This window comes from bacterium, assembly GCA_019912885.1.
Classification (GTDB): domain Bacteria; phylum Lernaellota; class Lernaellaia; order JACKCT01; family JACKCT01; genus JAIOHV01.
The window spans coordinates 1-15,091 of sequence record JAIOHV010000014.1 but is presented as its reverse complement, the minus strand read 5'-3'; the positions used below and the strand labels follow the sequence as shown (position 1 = coordinate 15,091).

General features: G+C 64.7%; 17 protein-coding genes. 10 read left to right on the top strand and 7 right to left on the bottom strand.

Annotated features, from left to right (window positions below):
* The 4 genes from K8I61_01605 to K8I61_01590 form a co-directional block, all read left to right on the top strand.
* Window positions 1-514 (top strand): hypothetical protein (locus tag K8I61_01605; GenBank protein ID MBZ0270704.1); only part of this gene is annotated, 514 nt, incomplete at its 5' end.
* A complete protein-coding gene (locus K8I61_01600) occupies window positions 502-1,803 on the top strand; it encodes a class I SAM-dependent RNA methyltransferase (protein ID MBZ0270703.1) in 1,302 nt (433 codons plus the stop codon). The genes K8I61_01605 and K8I61_01600, both read left to right, overlap by 13 nt.
* 157 nt (window positions 1,804-1,960) lie before the next feature.
* Window positions 1,961-2,542, top strand: coding sequence for a hypothetical protein (locus K8I61_01595; protein MBZ0270702.1), 582 nt, complete (start codon window positions 1,961-1,963; stop codon window positions 2,540-2,542).
* Window positions 2,543-2,556: 14 nt separating this feature from the next.
* The gene (locus K8I61_01590; protein MBZ0270701.1) at window positions 2,557-3,117 is read left to right on the top strand and encodes a hypothetical protein; all 561 of its coding nucleotides are present in this window, start codon (window positions 2,557-2,559) and stop codon (window positions 3,115-3,117) included.
* Between the two features lie 28 nt (window positions 3,118-3,145).
* Here K8I61_01590 and K8I61_01585 read toward each other — a convergent pair whose 3' ends face one another.
* Window positions 3,146-4,192: a hypothetical protein gene (locus K8I61_01585; GenBank protein MBZ0270700.1), complete on the bottom strand. Its 1,047-nt coding sequence runs from the start codon at window positions 4,190-4,192 to the stop codon at window positions 3,146-3,148.
* Between the two features lie 63 nt (window positions 4,193-4,255).
* Between K8I61_01585 and K8I61_01580 the strand changes: the two genes are divergently transcribed.
* Window positions 4,256-4,729, top strand: a complete 474-nt coding sequence (locus K8I61_01580) for a DCC1-like thiol-disulfide oxidoreductase family protein (protein MBZ0270699.1) — start codon at window positions 4,256-4,258, stop codon at window positions 4,727-4,729.
* Here the strand turns inward: K8I61_01580 and K8I61_01575 are convergent.
* Both K8I61_01575 and K8I61_01570 read right to left on the bottom strand, forming a co-directional pair.
* Entirely contained in the window at window positions 4,638-5,702 is a 1,065-nt protein-coding gene (locus K8I61_01575; GenBank protein MBZ0270698.1) for a hypothetical protein, read from the bottom strand. The two genes, K8I61_01580 and K8I61_01575, sit on opposite strands and share 92 nt — an antisense overlap.
* On the bottom strand, window positions 5,687-6,547 hold the full coding sequence (locus tag K8I61_01570) for a hypothetical protein (protein MBZ0270697.1): 861 nt from the start codon (window positions 6,545-6,547) through the stop codon (window positions 5,687-5,689). The genes K8I61_01575 and K8I61_01570 overlap by 16 nt, the downstream gene beginning before the upstream one ends.
* Window positions 6,548-6,658: 111 nt before the next feature.
* On the opposite strand from K8I61_01570, the gene K8I61_01565 reads away from it, so the two are divergent.
* On the top strand, window positions 6,659-7,612 hold the full coding sequence (locus tag K8I61_01565; protein MBZ0270696.1) for a GNAT family N-acetyltransferase: 954 nt from the start codon (window positions 6,659-6,661) through the stop codon (window positions 7,610-7,612).
* A gap of 128 nt (window positions 7,613-7,740) precedes the next feature.
* Here the strand turns inward: K8I61_01565 and K8I61_01560 are convergent, their stop codons facing one another.
* Window positions 7,741-8,703 (bottom strand): hypothetical protein, encoded by a 963-nt coding sequence (locus K8I61_01560; protein ID MBZ0270695.1) that lies wholly within the window; start codon window positions 8,701-8,703, stop codon window positions 7,741-7,743.
* Window positions 8,704-9,083: 380 nt separating this feature from the next.
* A complete protein-coding gene (locus tag K8I61_01555) occupies window positions 9,084-9,824 on the bottom strand; it encodes a hypothetical protein (protein MBZ0270694.1) in 741 nt (246 codons plus the stop codon).
* An 83-nt stretch (window positions 9,825-9,907) separates the two neighbouring features.
* Between K8I61_01555 and K8I61_01550 the strand changes: the two genes are divergently transcribed.
* Entirely contained in the window at window positions 9,908-10,084 is a 177-nt protein-coding gene (locus tag K8I61_01550; protein ID MBZ0270693.1) for a hypothetical protein, read from the top strand.
* Window positions 10,085-10,126: 42 nt separating this feature from the next.
* Window positions 10,127-11,068 carry a hypothetical protein gene (locus tag K8I61_01545; protein ID MBZ0270692.1) on the top strand — a complete coding sequence of 314 codons (942 nt, stop codon included), beginning with the start codon at window positions 10,127-10,129 and terminating at the stop codon, window positions 11,066-11,068.
* Here the strand turns inward: K8I61_01545 and K8I61_01540 are convergent.
* Window positions 11,065-12,042, bottom strand: coding sequence for a radical SAM protein (locus K8I61_01540; GenBank protein ID MBZ0270691.1), 978 nt, complete (start codon window positions 12,040-12,042; stop codon window positions 11,065-11,067). The two genes, K8I61_01545 and K8I61_01540, sit on opposite strands and share 4 nt — an antisense overlap.
* Window positions 12,043-12,127: 85 nt before the next feature.
* On the opposite strand from K8I61_01540, the gene K8I61_01535 reads away from it, so the two are divergent.
* Together K8I61_01535 and K8I61_01530 are read left to right on the top strand one after the other, a co-directional pair.
* A complete protein-coding gene (locus K8I61_01535; GenBank protein ID MBZ0270690.1) occupies window positions 12,128-12,658 on the top strand; it encodes a hypothetical protein in 531 nt (176 codons plus the stop codon).
* Between the two features lie 72 nt (window positions 12,659-12,730).
* Window positions 12,731-14,005, top strand: coding sequence for a replication-associated recombination protein A (locus K8I61_01530; GenBank protein ID MBZ0270689.1), 1,275 nt, complete (start codon window positions 12,731-12,733; stop codon window positions 14,003-14,005).
* A gap of 78 nt (window positions 14,006-14,083) precedes the next feature.
* Here K8I61_01530 and K8I61_01525 read toward each other — a convergent pair.
* The coding region (locus K8I61_01525) for a hypothetical protein (GenBank protein MBZ0270688.1) at window positions 14,084-15,091 on the bottom strand (1,008 nt) is incomplete at its 5' end.

Here is a 15,091-nt window from a genome sequence, read left to right as displayed (position 1 = left end):
GGATGTATACAGCACGGCGATTGTGTGGAGTCCCTGGGCGCAGCCCTGGGATAACTTCCAGATGCTCAGCGTGGAGGCTGTCGCCGCCGCGCCGGGGATGACCGCCTTTGTCCTGGCGGAGTCGGGGCAGGTGATGGCGTTTAATGAAGTCTATTGGGACAACATCGTCTTGAGCGCAACCACCGCCGCGCCCACCAACACAACGACGACCACGACGACGACCACGACGACATCGGTTTCGACGACGACCTCGACGACAACGACAATGTCGTCAACGACATCCTCGACGGCCGGCACAACCACGACCTCGGGCGCCACCACGACAACCGGCGGGTCAACCACCACGACGACGATCCCCGGCGATGATGACGGCGCGGACGACGACGATTCGGCGGACGACGACTCCACAACCGACGACGACACGGACGACGACGACGCGCAGGCGGACGACGACGCCAAGGGCGACGACGATGACGACGACGATGACGACGGCGGGAGCGGTTGCGGCTGCTGAGCCGCGCCGCCAATACGCACGGCGTGTCCCCGATCGAACCCGGCGCCGAAATCGTCGCCCGCTTCACGGCGCTTGCGGCAAGCGGCGCGGCTCATGGCGCTCCGGCCGATAACGAATCCTCCGGCATTTCCATCTTCGCGCACGGCGTCGCGCCGGATGAAACGGCGCGCGTGCGCATCGTCGAACGCAAAGGCCGCTACGCGAACGCGGGACTCGTCGAAATCCTCGAGCCGTCGTCGCTGCGCGTCGATCCGCCGTGCCCCGTATTCGGCATCTGCGGCGGATGCGACTGGCAGCACGTTTCGTACGACGCCCAACTCCTCGCCAAGCGCGAGATCGTGCAATACGCCGCCATGCGCGCGGGCGTCGGGATTGACGTCGAGGCGTGTGTGCCGTCGCCCGCGCCGTACTTCTGGCGCGGGCGCGCCGAGTTTCGTGTCGGCGCCGCCAACGGCTCGGCACGAGTGGGATTTTTCCGGCGCGACAGCCACGATCTGGTGCCGATCGACGCTTGCCCGCAACTGATCTCGCCGCTCAACGACGCTCTCTCGGCGATTCGCGATGCCGCTTCGGCGGCGGGATTCGGCGTGGGCGAAACACGCAAGGTCCGCGCGGTGGCCGACGGACGATCGAACCGCGTGTTCATCAAGGTGCTCGGGCGCGCGCAGGGCGAAGCGGATCGCGATCTCGTTTTCGAGGGCGGCCAGCTTCGGGACGCGCCGCGCACGTTGGAATTTTCTTATGCGGCTCACGGCGTCGAATACGCCTTCGATCCGCGCGTGTTCACGCAGGTCAACGCGGGCGTCAACGAGCGGCTGATTGAACACGTCGCCGGCGCGCTTGGAGCGCGGCCGACGGACACGCTGCTCGAACTGTTCGCCGGCATGGGCAACTTTACGTTCGCGATTGCGCCGATGGCCGCGCGCGTCATCGCGGTGGAGTCCGACCCGATCGCGTGCGCATCCTCGAAACGTGCGGCGCGCGAATACGGCAATGTCGAGATGGTGTGCGCCAACGCGGCCGGCCACGTGCGGCGCATCGACGAGGCGCGGATGGGCATCGACCTGGTGCTCGTCGATCCCCCGCGCGCGGGACTGGGCGCGAAGCTCGCGCGACGTATCGGGGCGCTTCGCCCGCGGCGTTTGGCGTACGTTTCGTGTAACCCGGAGACGTTGATGTCGGACGCGAAGGTGCTGCATGGCGAGGGCTTGCGCCTTTTGCGCGCGACGCCGTTCGATATGTTTCCGCAGACGCGTCATGTGGAGTGCGTCGGAGTGTTTGCATACTGAGATAGAGGAAAGAGGAAAAAGGAAATAGAAAAGAGATCGGCGGAAAAACGCGCGTGCTCCCTTCGATTTTTTCCTTTGACGTTCGCAAGCGAATCGCCCACGATTTGCTGGCCCGAAGCTGAAAATTTCCTTGAATGTTATCCGAAGGAGGGACGTTATGTTCTCGCGCGTTATTGCGTTTGGCATTGTTATTCTGTTCGCGACCACGTTTGCCGCCGCGGAGATGAGCACCGACACCGAGGCGACGTTCCTTTCGCCGGCATGCATCGATTTCGGCGAGACCTACACGTTCAGCGTGCAGGTCGATTACGTCGCGGACGCCGAGGCCATCATCCTTGCGCAATACCAGATCGGCTACGACTGGACGTACATCGAGGGTTTCGATCCCGGCACGATATCGGTTCCGGGGAGCTGGATCGTTGCCAACCCGAATCCCGATATCGTCGCGTGGTTGTTCGACGCGGGCGACGGTTTCAACAGCGGTGGCGTGCTGAACGGCGAAACGATCGTGTTTTCGCTCGAGGCGCAGGTGGGGTTCGAGCCCGACGATAACGAGGTGACGGTTTATCTCTACGGCGACGAGGCAGGCGGCGTCCCTCCGCACGAGTTGATTTTCCAGCACACCTTCGATTTCTGTCCCACGACGACGACCACCACATCGTCGACCACCACGACAACCACGACAACGACGTCGACGACGACAACGACCACGCCGTCGACCACAACCACCACAACATGACAACGACGACAACATTGCCAACCACGACCACGACCACGACGACAACAACGTTGCCGACCTCGACCACAACGACAACGCCTTCGACGACGACAACGGTACCGACCACAACGACGACCACGGACGCTACAACCACGACCACCACGTTGCCGACGACGACGACCACCACCACCGGCGTCACAACGACATCGACGGGCGTCACGACGACATCGACGGGCGGCACAACGACGACGACCGGCAGCACGAGCACGACGACCACGACGTCCGTGCCGGCGACAAGCTCCACGACAACCACCACGGACGCCGGTGACGATGACGACGCCGACGATGACGATGCGGACGATGACGACGCCGACGATGACGACGCCGACGACGACGATGCGGACGACGACACGAGCGTGGACGATGACGCGACCGGCGACGAGTGCACGCCATGCCTTGGCGACGAAACGTGCACGACGGCGTTAGGCTCGGCGTGGACGTGCGTGGACGGCTGTTGCCTGCATCTGGCCGACGATGCCGTCGAGACCGCCGACGCGGATGAGGACGACGACGAAAGCTGCGGGTGCGGCTGCTGACGATCGGCGCCGCGGGGCCGGTGAGGCGTCAGTCGGGTTTTACCGGCGCGCCGATATCGGGAAGCAGACCGTTCGCGCCAAGGCACGCGGCGAGGTTTTCCGCGTACCAGGCCGTGACGTCCGCGGGTGGGTGGATCAGGCGAAACCTCGCCGGCAGCCCCCGGGCCGACAGGTGGCAAACCGGAGCGCCCACGGACAGTGTGTACGCGCGAAACGCCCCCGGCGCGAATGCGGGCGTGAGGAATAGCGCGACGCCGCGCTCATCCTTGTGGCGTTTGACGAACCCGCGGATCGCGCCCACGTTCGCCGCCTCGAACCGCTCCTCCTCGCCCGCGGCCATTTCGCGCTTGCGCATCGCATCAACGTGCACGGCGCGAAACAGCGCGCTCGAACGCATGAGCCCGCGTCGTAGCGGCGTCGGAATCCATTCCATCACGTCGGCCTTCATCACGCGTTCCGGCCAAAGCCGCGGATGCGCGCGGAAATACGGCCCGACATCCGTGTCGAGCAGAAACGCCGGCGGCCCGACATTGGTGAGCGAGAGGATGACGAGATCCGGATCGAAGCGGCGCACGGCCTCCTCGGCGAGCGTCGCGATCTGCAAGCCGACATAGGCCGAAACGCCGAGGTTGAAGACCTCGAATCGCCCCGGCGCGTTCTCGTTGAGCGTCCGTTCCAGTTGCGTGGGCCAGGTCTCGTCGTCGCCAAGCCCCGCGCCGTAGGTGTTCGATCCGCCGAGACAGGCGATGCGAAAAACGCCGGGCGGCTTTTCGGCGCTTCGTTCCTCCCCGCGCACACCAAGCGCGTTGATGTGGATGTCGTACTCGGGCGACCGATAATCCGCGCCGGGCTTCAGGCGGTAGAGAAGGTCGGGATTTGGATCGGGCTCGTGCACCGAAAGTTCCGCGCCCTGGTAGTAGAGACGGTCGCGCACAAGACGCAGATCGACATCATACAGGCGCGCGGCGATCTCCCCGGCGCCAAGGCCGACCACGACGCCGAGAACCGCGGCGAAAAACCGGCGCGAAAGACGCGGCGTCGCGCGTCCAAGTCGCGCGTGCACGGATCGCGGCAAAGGCGTCAGTTCCGTTATCTCCCCGATGGAGGCGCGCGCCCGGCATCGCGCTATAGTGGCGCCGTGACAAGCACCGATTCGAGTCACGATCCCTACGGGCCGGCATCCGGCCGCCCGCTCACCGTCGATCGCGATATCGTCTTCTACGACGGCGTTTGCGCGCTGTGCAATCGCCTGGTGCGATTCGTCATGCGCCGCGATCCCGAAAAGCGAATCGCGTTCGCCTCGCTGCAAAGCCCGTTCGCCGCGCGTACGCTCTCCGAATTCGGCAAGAATCCCGCTGATCTCAATACGGTTTATGTGCTCATCCACGAAAACGGCGGGCGGCGCCTTTTGACGCGATCGGACGCGATCGCCGCGATTTTCGAGCGGTTGCCCGGCCCGGCCCGGCGCCTGGCGTGGATCCGCGTCGTGCCGCGCCGGCTGCGCGATTTTGGCTATCGCGTCATCGCCCGGATTCGCTATCCGGTGTTTGGGAAGCTTCCGGCATGCCCGATACCGGCGCCGGAGGATCGGGATCGATTTCGCGAGGAATGAGCGCGACGGCCGGCGGCCGGGCGCCGAAAAACGGCACGGCGCGGCTGAGGCCGACTTTGCGCCACACGCGCGCGGCGATCGCCGGGGCGCATTCGACGTGGAAAAAGCAAAGGAAGATCAGCCCCCAGAGGTGGTAGGGGAACCTGATGTTCATGAACGCGAGGATGCCCGCGTGCATTCCCCAGGTCAGCATGGACCACACGCGCGCCGCGCGCGGCCGGAAAAACACGAACAACCAACCGATTTCCAGAACGAGCGTCAGGTACGACAGGGCGACGCCGAGCGGCCGGTGTTCCCAAAGTACGCGCGCGAACGGTGAGCCCGCGGTGCCGAGCAGTTCCTTGCGTATGGTGTCCCAGGCGACCCAGTTGCCGATCACCTCGCCGGTGAGCCACAGATGCCAACTGTATCCGGTGATCTTTACGTATCCGGCCAGGCCATACATGAGCGCGGTCGAGACGCCCATGAGCTTGATCGGCCAACCGTATTCCGCGTCGGTTTCCGGCGTCGGCCGCCCGGTGGCGTCGATGGAATACGCATCCGCGGATCGCGCGAATCCCAGGATGAGCACGTGGATGACGAGTGCGTTTTCGAAGTGGAAGATCATCGACCAGGAGTTGCGGTAGGTCAGCAGCCACATTTGCAGCAGCGCGAATACCGGCCCGCTGACGCGAAAGCGGAAGCCGGCGAAAAACGCGACCGCGAAAAGGAGGGCGGCGGCGACGATCAGGCGATGAACGTTGCCCGGAAGGGGGGCCGACAGCACCGAGACGATCCCCACGGGCTCGAACAACCCGGCCGGCGAGTCGCCGAGGTCCATCAATTTTTGCCAGCGGCTCGCCAGATGATTGATCGCGAAAGCGCCGATCGCGATGCGCAAAAGTGCCAGGCGTGCCGCGGGCGCGGGATCGAAATACCACGCCTGGGCGCGGGAGAGCCGTGCGCGAACAAGGCCGTTCAACGCACCGCGCACGACGCGAGGACCTTTTCCGAAAGCGGTTCGCCGTCCTTGAAATAACGCTCGATGCTGAAATGCCCGCCGACGATCCGGACGTGCCGATAACGCCGCCAGGAGCGATCGGATATCGATTGACGATGGATCCGCCGGGCCGACCGCCGGCAAAGCTCATCCAACTCGTCGCCCCCCAGGCGCACCGCGCGGCCGATCTGCTTGCGCGCCAGGTTCATCGATGGCGCGCCATCGGCGGTCACCAGGTGAGGCGGAACACGGCGTTCGCGCTTTTTCCCGTCCGTCGCGACGACGAAATTGATCGAAACCTCGTCTTCGAGGTATGTGGAAAACATTGGGTAGAATGAAAAAGGGAAACTGTCCCTGGGCGGCGTTCGCGCAAAATCGACAAGCGGCAACAGGATCAGCGCGACGAGCACGAGTCCGAACGTCGAAGCGAAATGGCGGCGGGCGGTGGTCATCGTGTCACGCAGTATGGGGAAAAAGCGTTGCGGGCCAATGGCCGGAAAAATTTTGACTTCTAAAATTCGTAATATTTGACAAATCTTTAGAAAAGTTGTAAGTTGCGCCTCTCTCTTAGGAAGAGACGACACGCGAGGCGGGGTTGAGGGATTTCGCCGCGCGTCAACGAAGCAACGCGGACATTGACTCGCTCGTCTTTTATGCCGATGTATTGAGCGGAACGGCGTCGCGAAACACGAGCCGTCACGTGTGCGATAACAGGAGAGGCAACCATGGCCGGCCAAAGTCTGTCGGTCGAACGCATTGGTGTTGAAGGCCTGACGGGCGATCTCTTCGCCGCCTGGCGCGACAATAACGCGCATTATCCCGAATGCGATCTTGCCCATAGTCCGGACTGGTTCCTCGCGGATGCGGCGCGTCCTTCGGCGGAACGGGCGCGAAACTATGTCGCGGCGTTCGGGATTCGACGCAATGATGCGTGGATCGGGTTTTTCAACGTGCGCGTCGGCGGTGACGCGATTGCGTTCACGGTCGCCGACCGGCCGATCTTTCGCGTGCCCACGCGCATGGCCGCCATCGCCTACCCGGGCCTCCCGTTGCCGGAGGACCCTGACGTCATCGACGCCATGGTCAAGGCGGTTCTCGAACAGATCCCCGGTGTGGACGGGCTTCGTTTCGACGCGCTGCCGGTCGATTCGCCGATCTACGAATATTGCGAGATGGCCCGCCATTACGGCGTTCCGCGGCGGATCTTCTACACGACACGGCGCGTCTCCACGCGGCACCGCATCGTGAATGAGGGCGAGATCCCCCGGCCGCCGGACAACTATCGCAAGAAGCTGCGCCGGCTCGAGCGCAAGGGCCCCGTGGAGATCCGCGAATTCGCGTCACCGGATGTCGTTGATGAATTCCTCAAGGACGCCTCGTCGGTCTGGACGCATAGCTGGCAGGCGCGCGTGCTCGGCCGGCCGCACTGGCTGCACGACTCGGAGCTCGTCAAGGCGCTCGCCGGCGCGGGAATGTTCTTGTCCTACGTCCTTTACTGCGATGGCGCGCCCGTCGCGTTCGACCTCGGGTTCGCGTACGGCGGCGTCTTTTTCCGCAAGGTGACGGCTTTCGACGACGAATACTCCTACTTCTCGCCGGGCATGTTGGCGCTGTACGGGTTTGTCGCGCGCGTATTTTCGCCCGAGCGGCACATTCGCCTGTACGATTTCGGACACGGCGATTACGACTACAAGGCCAAGATGAGTTCGACGCACTTCGTCGAGAAGTTCTACTTCGTCTATCGCGACAGGCTGGGCCTGCGCCTGGCGTTGACGGCGAATGGCGTGTACGTCGCCGTCTACGATTTGCTCAAGGCGCGGATCGCGCGAAGTCCGATGCAGGCTCGCCTGCGCCGGTGGATCGACGGATTCCATCTTCCGAAGTGGCGCCAGGAGAAATTCTGACCGCGTAACCGGCAGCGCCGCGGGCGTTCGCGCGCCTAAAAAAAAGATTGCCGCAAACGGGATTTGCGGCAATGAAGTTCCCGATGATCGTGATGAGGGCGCGCCATGCGGCGCGCCACTCGTGAATACTAGAGCGGCTCGATTGCGGCCGGGCTGTAGATGCCCATGGCGAATCCTTCGCCAAGGCTGGTACGCACGAAGGCGCCGTCAAATGTCGCTACCAACAGACCGCTGTCCGTTGTCCAGTTCATCTCCATCGCACCGTGCCGGCGATTTTCGTCGATGGGGAAATAATCCCCGTTGAGGAATCCGGCGAATCCGCCGTCCCAGTCGATGATCTTGCCTCGAAGCGTTCCGAACCCCATGCGCTCGGGGATGTAGCGAACGCGCTCATGCCCCAGGATCCTGCCGTCGGCAGCCTCCCAGATGCCCCGGAAGACGCCGCCTTCCATGAACAGGCGATTCGAGAAAACACCCGCGTAGAACCCGACCTCATCGCGGTGACCGAACTGCGAGGCGATCATGGCGTTGTCGCCGAATGTCAGGTCCGTCGCTTCCACGAAACCCGACATCAGCACGCCAAGCGGTATCGTCTTTTGGAACGGTCCGAGGTCGACGTGCAGAAAGTTTTCCACGGCGATCAGGTCCGGGACGACGCGCAGGACCAAGCCGTCGTAACGCGTCTGCACGAAGCTCTTGACGTTAACGATGGCCTGACTTGTTCGTCCGGGAAGATCCCCAGCATCCATCATCACCGTCGATTCGACGAAGATGGAGCCGTGATCGATGCTGATCGTGCCGGAGTAGTCGCGCGCGAAACGCGCATCCTCATCGGGTCGCAGATTGCCCCTGACAAGCCGCACAAAAAGCGCGGGGGCCGGGCCCGTGTCGGCCTCGTTGACGGGTTCAAGCTCGAGGGGGTCGAGATAATCGACGCTCGGCTCCCACTCCAGAAGGAAGGGGTCGCCGAACGCGGCCGCCTCGTCGAGCGTGGCTGTCAGGCCGTGCGAGACGGCGTCGGGGTCATTTTCTTCGGAATCCGCGGCGCACCCCACCGCGATCATCAGGAAAGCGAGTATGACGATTCGCATCCACGGGAAAAATCTGTCATCGGAATTTTGAAAATTTTCTGACTGCATCCTTGATCTCCTTTTTCAACACCGGAATGGTGACCAAGAACGTCGCTCTTGTTTTTTTGGTTTGAGACGAAACGAAAAATTTTGTCGTGAAAAATCGGGAAATTTGATCTTCGCTTTGTCCTCCTTATGCGGCGTTCCGGATGGGTATCGTTCTACTGTCGCGACGCGATGGGAAGGGGGCAAATCCGCGTTTCATCGACGTGCTAACAAAAATGACCGATTCGACCGTTAGGCGCGGCACGAACCGGCGAACTCGCGATGTCCCAGGACGCGAAACGCGCGCCGGACAGCGCGCGTTTTCAGTAAATTTCGTCGTCGGGCGTTGTTACGGACTAATGAAACGATCCGCCGATGATGAGGTTCAGGCGAGCACCGCCCATGCCGCCGTCGCGAATCGTGGCGTCCCACGCGCCTTCCGAGCCCGCGTCGCCGCCAAAACCGATCGAATAAAAATCGAGCGATCCGCCGAGGACGAAGTGCGACGGGAAGCGGTACCAGGTCCCGGCCGAGATGTCGAAATCCCACGCGGGCAGGACCTCGGTGGTGCGCTCCTCGTCCGGGAAATCGACGGTCATCTGAAACTGTCCCGGTCCCAGGTGCGACATCAGGAAGAGGTTGATCCGCTCCTCGGCGCCGAAAAACCACTGATAGCCCAGGCCGAGGTTCAAAAACCAGGCGGAGTAGCTCATGGCCTCACCGTCGAATACGCGGTCGCCCTCGCCAAGCTCGCCGCCGCCGCCCACGAACAGCAACGAACCGGATATGATGAAATGCCGGCCGCGCGTGGGCATGAAGAAGGCTTCCGCGCCAAGCGCCGCCTGCCCGGCGGAAAAATCGACGTCCTCGTCGTAATCGATGAGGCCATCGTAAGCCTCCCACTCGACGTTCATGCTTCCGCCGCCGCCGCCGAACGCCAGGCGACCGGCCATCACGAACCATGGTAATTTATCCGTTGAAGCGGTCGCCGCGTGCGGCGATCCCGCGCCCGCGGGGGCATCCTGGGCGATGGCGGCCGCGGGAAAAACCGCAAGGACAAGCAAGAAGCCAAGACCAAAAACGGTGGCGCGCGACATGGAATTTCCTCCTGCGAGCGAAAATTTCGGGCGGACTATAGCATGACGCAAGTCGCGATCCGTCGAAAAATTTTGAGGTGCGTATGACATTTTTTCTCTTGCCTTCCTTCATCGGCGCCGCCGCCGGCGTCGGCCTGTCGTTTGTCGCCCAGGCCGCGGGTTCGCATTGCACGATCATGTGCAGGCCCGGCGCGGCGGCGCTTGTCGGCGCGATGTTCGGCATCGCCTGGGCCGCCGCCAACCACGCCAAGGGCGATTGATCCCTTCCCATTCCGCGGTCATCCGGGAATAATCCTCGGACCATGCCTTCGCGCTTAAGCCTCGCGCTATTGATTCTCGCCGCCGGGCTTGCCGCCTGCGCCGGCGACTACGGCCTTCAGGCGGCCGATCCCGCGGACGCCTTCGCGAGCGATCTGGGCGAACCGTTTGTCTCCGACGCCTGGCGTCTGACGTTTCTTGATGTCGGCGCGGGATCGGCCACGCTCGTGGCGATCCCCGCGGGCTCGACGACGCGCCATCTGCTGATCGACGGCGGCCCGCCCGGCGCGGGGCGCGACACCATCTGCCCGCTGCTGGATCGCCGGAATATCGAACTCATCGACATCATGGTTCTGACGATCCCGGATCCGGATCATTCCGGCGGGCTCCCGGAGGTTTTCGACTGCGCCAGCGTCGCGGAAATCTGGACGAACGGCGACGCCGATCCCGCCGATCCGGCGTATCGCGATTTCATCGCCGCGTACGTCGCGTGGGGCGGGCCCGTGCGCCGGCCCGAATCGGGGCTTTCGGTCCGCATCGGCAACGCCAGTCTTGTCATTCTGAACGCCGCCGGGCCGGACCAAACCGGCGAGGACGGCGCGTTCGTGTTGCGCATCGAACACGAGAAGGGCGATGTGGTGCTTGGCGGTCAAGCCTCGCCGGACGCGCAGGATCGCGTCGCGGCCGAGCACCCCGAAATGGTGGCGGCGACGATCGCGCAGGTGCCGCGGGGCGGCGCGGCGCCTTTCTCGGACCTGTTCGCGAGCCTCGCCGCGCCCGAGATCGCGGTCGTCTCCACGGCCTCGCTGCCCGCGGACGCCGCGCTGGCCGCCTGGCGCTCCGACGCCACAACGATTTACGTCACCGCATTCGTAGGGACCGTGGATGTCCGCTGGGACGAGTTCACCGGCGCGCGGCGTGTGCTTTTGGGGGCCGACGCCGAAAACGTGGGCGATCCTCCGGAGGCGGACGAGGGCGCGCCTTAGTTCGATCGCGAGAAAAATCCGAAAATTGCGCTCACGTCGCCCCGGGCCATGAGGTTTACCTCCATGCGCGCGGCGCTGTAGCAGCACGATCCCGCCGGCACGTCGATGCACGATAGCGACGTCTTAATTCCGTCGCGCAGGATGTCCACGTCGCCGGGCCGGGGCGTTCGCCCGCAGGCGCGGACGCGGCCGTCGGACTCGATGCGCACGAAAAGGCGCCCGCCCATGCACGGCACGGGATGCGGGTCGGGCCAGCGGCGCAGCACCTCAAGCGCGCGCACGCTGTTGCCGATCGGCTGGCCGGCGCGTTTCCACGCGATGATCCGGTCGATGGCGTCGCGGTACACGTCCGTCGGCGCTGCGTCGGGATTCACCCCGCCGCCCGATCCGAGCAATTCAAGCGAGCCCGGCTGAAAAAACACCTCGTCGCCGCGGTTTTCGGCCATGCTCACCAGGGCGTCGAGTTCGGGAATGTTGGAGCGCCCGATGACGGTGTAGTAGCGGACGGGAAGCCCCGCCGCGCGGGCCGCGTCGGCGCCGTCCATCGCGCGCGCGAACGAGCCCTTTCCGCGTACCGCGTCGTGCACGCGCTCGGGGCCGTCGATGCTGATCGTCACGGTATCGGAAAGACGCACCGCGGACAGGTTTTTGCGAACCAGAAGGCCGTTGGTGTTCAGGTTGATGCGCAGGCCGTGGCGCCGGGCGCGCGCGAGAAGGAGCGGCAGGTCGTCGCGCACGAGCGGATCGCCGCCGGTGACGGAAAGCTGCGCGCAACCCGCGTTCGCGATCGTGTCGAGAAGGCGCAGGGCCTCCGGCGTTTTCAGTTCATCGACCTTCTGGTCCGGACGGTCGCAATAGGCGCAGCGCAAATTGCAGCGATGGGTCACCGTCCAGGAGACGTGCAGCGGCACGCGGCCGCCCGCGGCTACTCGAACCGCTCCCGCCGTCAACCGGCGCCAACGGGCCAAGTCCATGCGCCCTCCGTCATTGCGCCGAATCCGGCGGCGCGCTAAAACAAACCGTCATTATACAAACTTCCTGACGCAAGAGGTACGAGCCATGGAAAGCGAGCTCACGCGGGAGGAAAGGCAATTTCAGAAGATGAGCGCGGCGCTCGTCGCGATATTCGCGATCGCCTTGTTCCTGTTCATGTTCGTCCCCGAATACATCGTCAAGGGAAACAACGCCGTCGGCCGGCTGTTCGACCTGCCGGACGCGCCCGTGGTCAAGGACATCTACGAAGGGACGACCGTACGTCTGGCGGATCCGGCGGGCGGCTCGAAGAACGTCGAAGTGCACGTGGTGGCCGAACGCGGCTATCTGGCGGTGGCGTGCAGCCTTCTGACGCTGCTCGCGGCGATCTTCCTGGGATGTTACGCGAACCCTCGCAAATACATGGACTACATGCCGATCGTGCTTTTCGCCAAGGCGGCCGCGTCGTTCTACTCGATCCTCTTTTTCTTCATGGCGGCGCGCTACCTGCAAAATCTCGCCATCGCGATCGTCGATATCCCGCTTCTTCTGGTCATCGCGATTTTCTGGTCGCGCGCCCGCCGCGCGCGCGATCACGCGCTCGCTTACTCCGGATAGGCCCGCGTGTCCGGCGATCTCTTCGCGCCGTCCGAATCCGCTCGGGCGCGGGTGGCGCCCCTTGCCGACCGCATGCGCCCGCGCACGATCGACGAAATCGTCGGGCAGGAGGAGGTGACGGCCGAGGGCTCGATGCTGCACGCGGCGATTTCCGGCGGCCATCTGCCCTCGCTCATCTTCTGGGGCCCGCCGGGTTCGGGCAAGACGACGCTCGCGCGCATCGTCGCCGCTGCGACGGACGCGCACTTCGTGCAATTTTCCGCCGTGCTCTCGGGCGTCAGGGAGATTCGCCAGATCATCGAGGAGGCGAAAGGGCGCCTCGCGCAAACGGGCAAGCGCACGGTGCTTTTCGTCGATGAGATCCACCGCTTCAACAAAAGCCAGCAGGACAGCTTCCTGCCTCACGTCGAGGCCGGCACCATCACGCTGATCGGCGCGACGACCGAAAACCCCAGCTTCGAGGTGAATGCCGCGCTGCTTTCGCGATCGCGCGTCGTGACGCTCGCGCCGCTTTCGGACGACGCGCTGCGGACGATCGTCACGCGCGCGATGACCGACGCCGAACGCGGCCTCGGCGCGCGGAACGTCCGCCTCGAGGACGACGCGCTCGAATTTCTGATCGAATACGCCGACGGCGACGCGCGCCGCGCGCTCAACACACTCGAAATCGTCGTGGACATGGACCTGCCCGACGACGCCGGCGTGCGCGTCATTCGGCTTTCCGACGCGCGCGAGGCCGCGCAGTCCAAGGCGATCCTTTACGACAAGGCGGGCGAAGAGCACTACAACGTCATCTCCGCGTTCATCAAGTCGCTGCGCGGCTCCGACCCGGACGCGGCGTTGTATTACCTCGCGCGGATGATCGAAGGCGGCGAGGATCCGCTTTTCATTGCGCGGCGCATGGTGATTCTGGCGAGCGAGGATATCGGCAACGCGGACCTGCGCGCGCTTCCGCTCGCCGTGTCCGCCATGCAGGCGACGCACATGATCGGCATGCCCGAGGCGCGCATCGTCCTTGGCCACTGCGCGGCCTACCTGGCGTGCGCGCCCAAGAGCAACCGCGCGTACATGGGTATCGAAAACGCCATGGCCGAGGTGCGCAAGACGGGCGCGTTGCCGGTGCCGCTTCCTCTGCGCAACGCGCCGACGCGGCTGATGAAGGATCTCGGGTATCACAAGGGTTACCAATACGACCACGACGCGGCGGATCACGTCAGCGGGCAGGCGTTTTTACCGGACGAGATCGCCGGCACGCGGTACTACGAGCCGTCCGAACAGGGCCATGAAGAGGCCATCAAAAAGCGCCTGGACTGGCTGCGCGCGCGGCGCGAGGAAAAGAAAGCCTGAAGGACAGGACCGCGGCAAGGTCTGAACGTCATGACCGTTCCGCCGTTGTCATCGCGCTTGGAGCGGCGGCGGCGAGATTTACGGCAGCGTCACCGGCGTAAACCGGCCGCCGTGAAGCGGCGCGGAGAGAACGCCAAACCGCGTCGTGCCGGCGTAGATGCGGCCTCGGTGGACGGCGACGGCGGTCACGGCATCCGGGGGCATGTCGAGGGCGGGGGACCAGCCGGATTCCGCGTTGTTGCGGATCCAAAGGCCCGCGTCGCCCGCCGCGACGATGAGGCGCGGGCCGGCCAGCACCATGTCGCGGATGTCAGATGTCTCGAGCGCGCGCGTCGTTTCTTGCGTGACGCGGCGGCCGTCAAAGCGCCACACGCCATCGCCGTCGGTGCCGAAAAATCCGCTGACGCCGTACGGATCGGCGACAATCGTGCGGATTTCGGCCGGCGATTTCACCATTGTCTCGCATGCGCCGTTCGGGTCGCACACGGCGAGGCCGCGCCCGTAAAGCGCGACGGTGAAACGCCGCGCGGGATCGGGCGACAAGGCCACGTCGCGCGTGAGCGAATCGGTCGTGACGCGCTGCCACGTCGCGCCGCCGTCCATCGAAAGATGCACGCCCGAGCCGGTCGCGGCGGCCAGGCCCACGGCCGGGTTGTATACGAGCCTGTAGATGCCGCCGCCTTCCGCGGGCAGGCGCGCGAGCACATTCCATTGGTCGCCCGCGTCCGACAGGCGCAGCACGCGGCCGTCTTGCGTGCCCGCGAGGATACCGGGCCGCTGCGCGGCGACTTTCTCGACCGCCTCGCGCAGCGTCTTTTCGTCCGGCGCGGGGCCGATGTTGTCGATGCCGCCCGCGGCCTCGACGAGCGCCGCGGTCAACGTCTCCTTACTCGGGCGCACCTCGACGATCGACTGCACGGTGCGCGGCTCGTCGAGGCCGATGAGAAGCGGCTCCCAATCCGCGCCGTCGCGGCTGCGCAACACGCCCGCGCCCCGGGCCGAGAAATAGATGTGGTCGCGCGAGGCAAAGAGAGCCAGGATCGGCCGCGCGGCGGCGTCGGCGAGCGCGGCGACGGGGTCCGGCGG

Bases quoted from the DNA above. Each gene is read 5' to 3' on its own strand.
- K8I61_01595 (MBZ0270702.1), top strand. From the start codon at position 1,961: ATGTTCTCGCGCGTTATTGCGTTTGGCATTGTTATTCTGTTCGCGACC.
- K8I61_01570 (MBZ0270697.1), bottom strand. From the start codon at position 6,547: ATGGGCAAGATCGCATTCGGGATAATGCGCGTTATTGTCGCGCCAGGC.
- K8I61_01560 (MBZ0270695.1), bottom strand. From the start codon at position 8,703: ATGCGAATCGTCATACTCGCTTTCCTGATGATCGCGGTGGGGTGCGCC.
- K8I61_01555 (MBZ0270694.1), bottom strand. From the start codon at position 9,824: ATGTCGCGCGCCACCGTTTTTGGTCTTGGCTTCTTGCTTGTCCTTGCG.
- K8I61_01550 (MBZ0270693.1), top strand. From the start codon at position 9,908: ATGACATTTTTTCTCTTGCCTTCCTTCATCGGCGCCGCCGCCGGCGTC.
- K8I61_01545 (MBZ0270692.1), top strand. From the start codon at position 10,127: ATGCCTTCGCGCTTAAGCCTCGCGCTATTGATTCTCGCCGCCGGGCTT.
- K8I61_01540 (MBZ0270691.1), bottom strand. From the start codon at position 12,042: ATGGACTTGGCCCGTTGGCGCCGGTTGACGGCGGGAGCGGTTCGAGTA.
- K8I61_01535 (MBZ0270690.1), top strand. From the start codon at position 12,128: ATGGAAAGCGAGCTCACGCGGGAGGAAAGGCAATTTCAGAAGATGAGC.
- K8I61_01530 (MBZ0270689.1), top strand. From the start codon at position 12,731: ATGCGCCCGCGCACGATCGACGAAATCGTCGGGCAGGAGGAGGTGACG.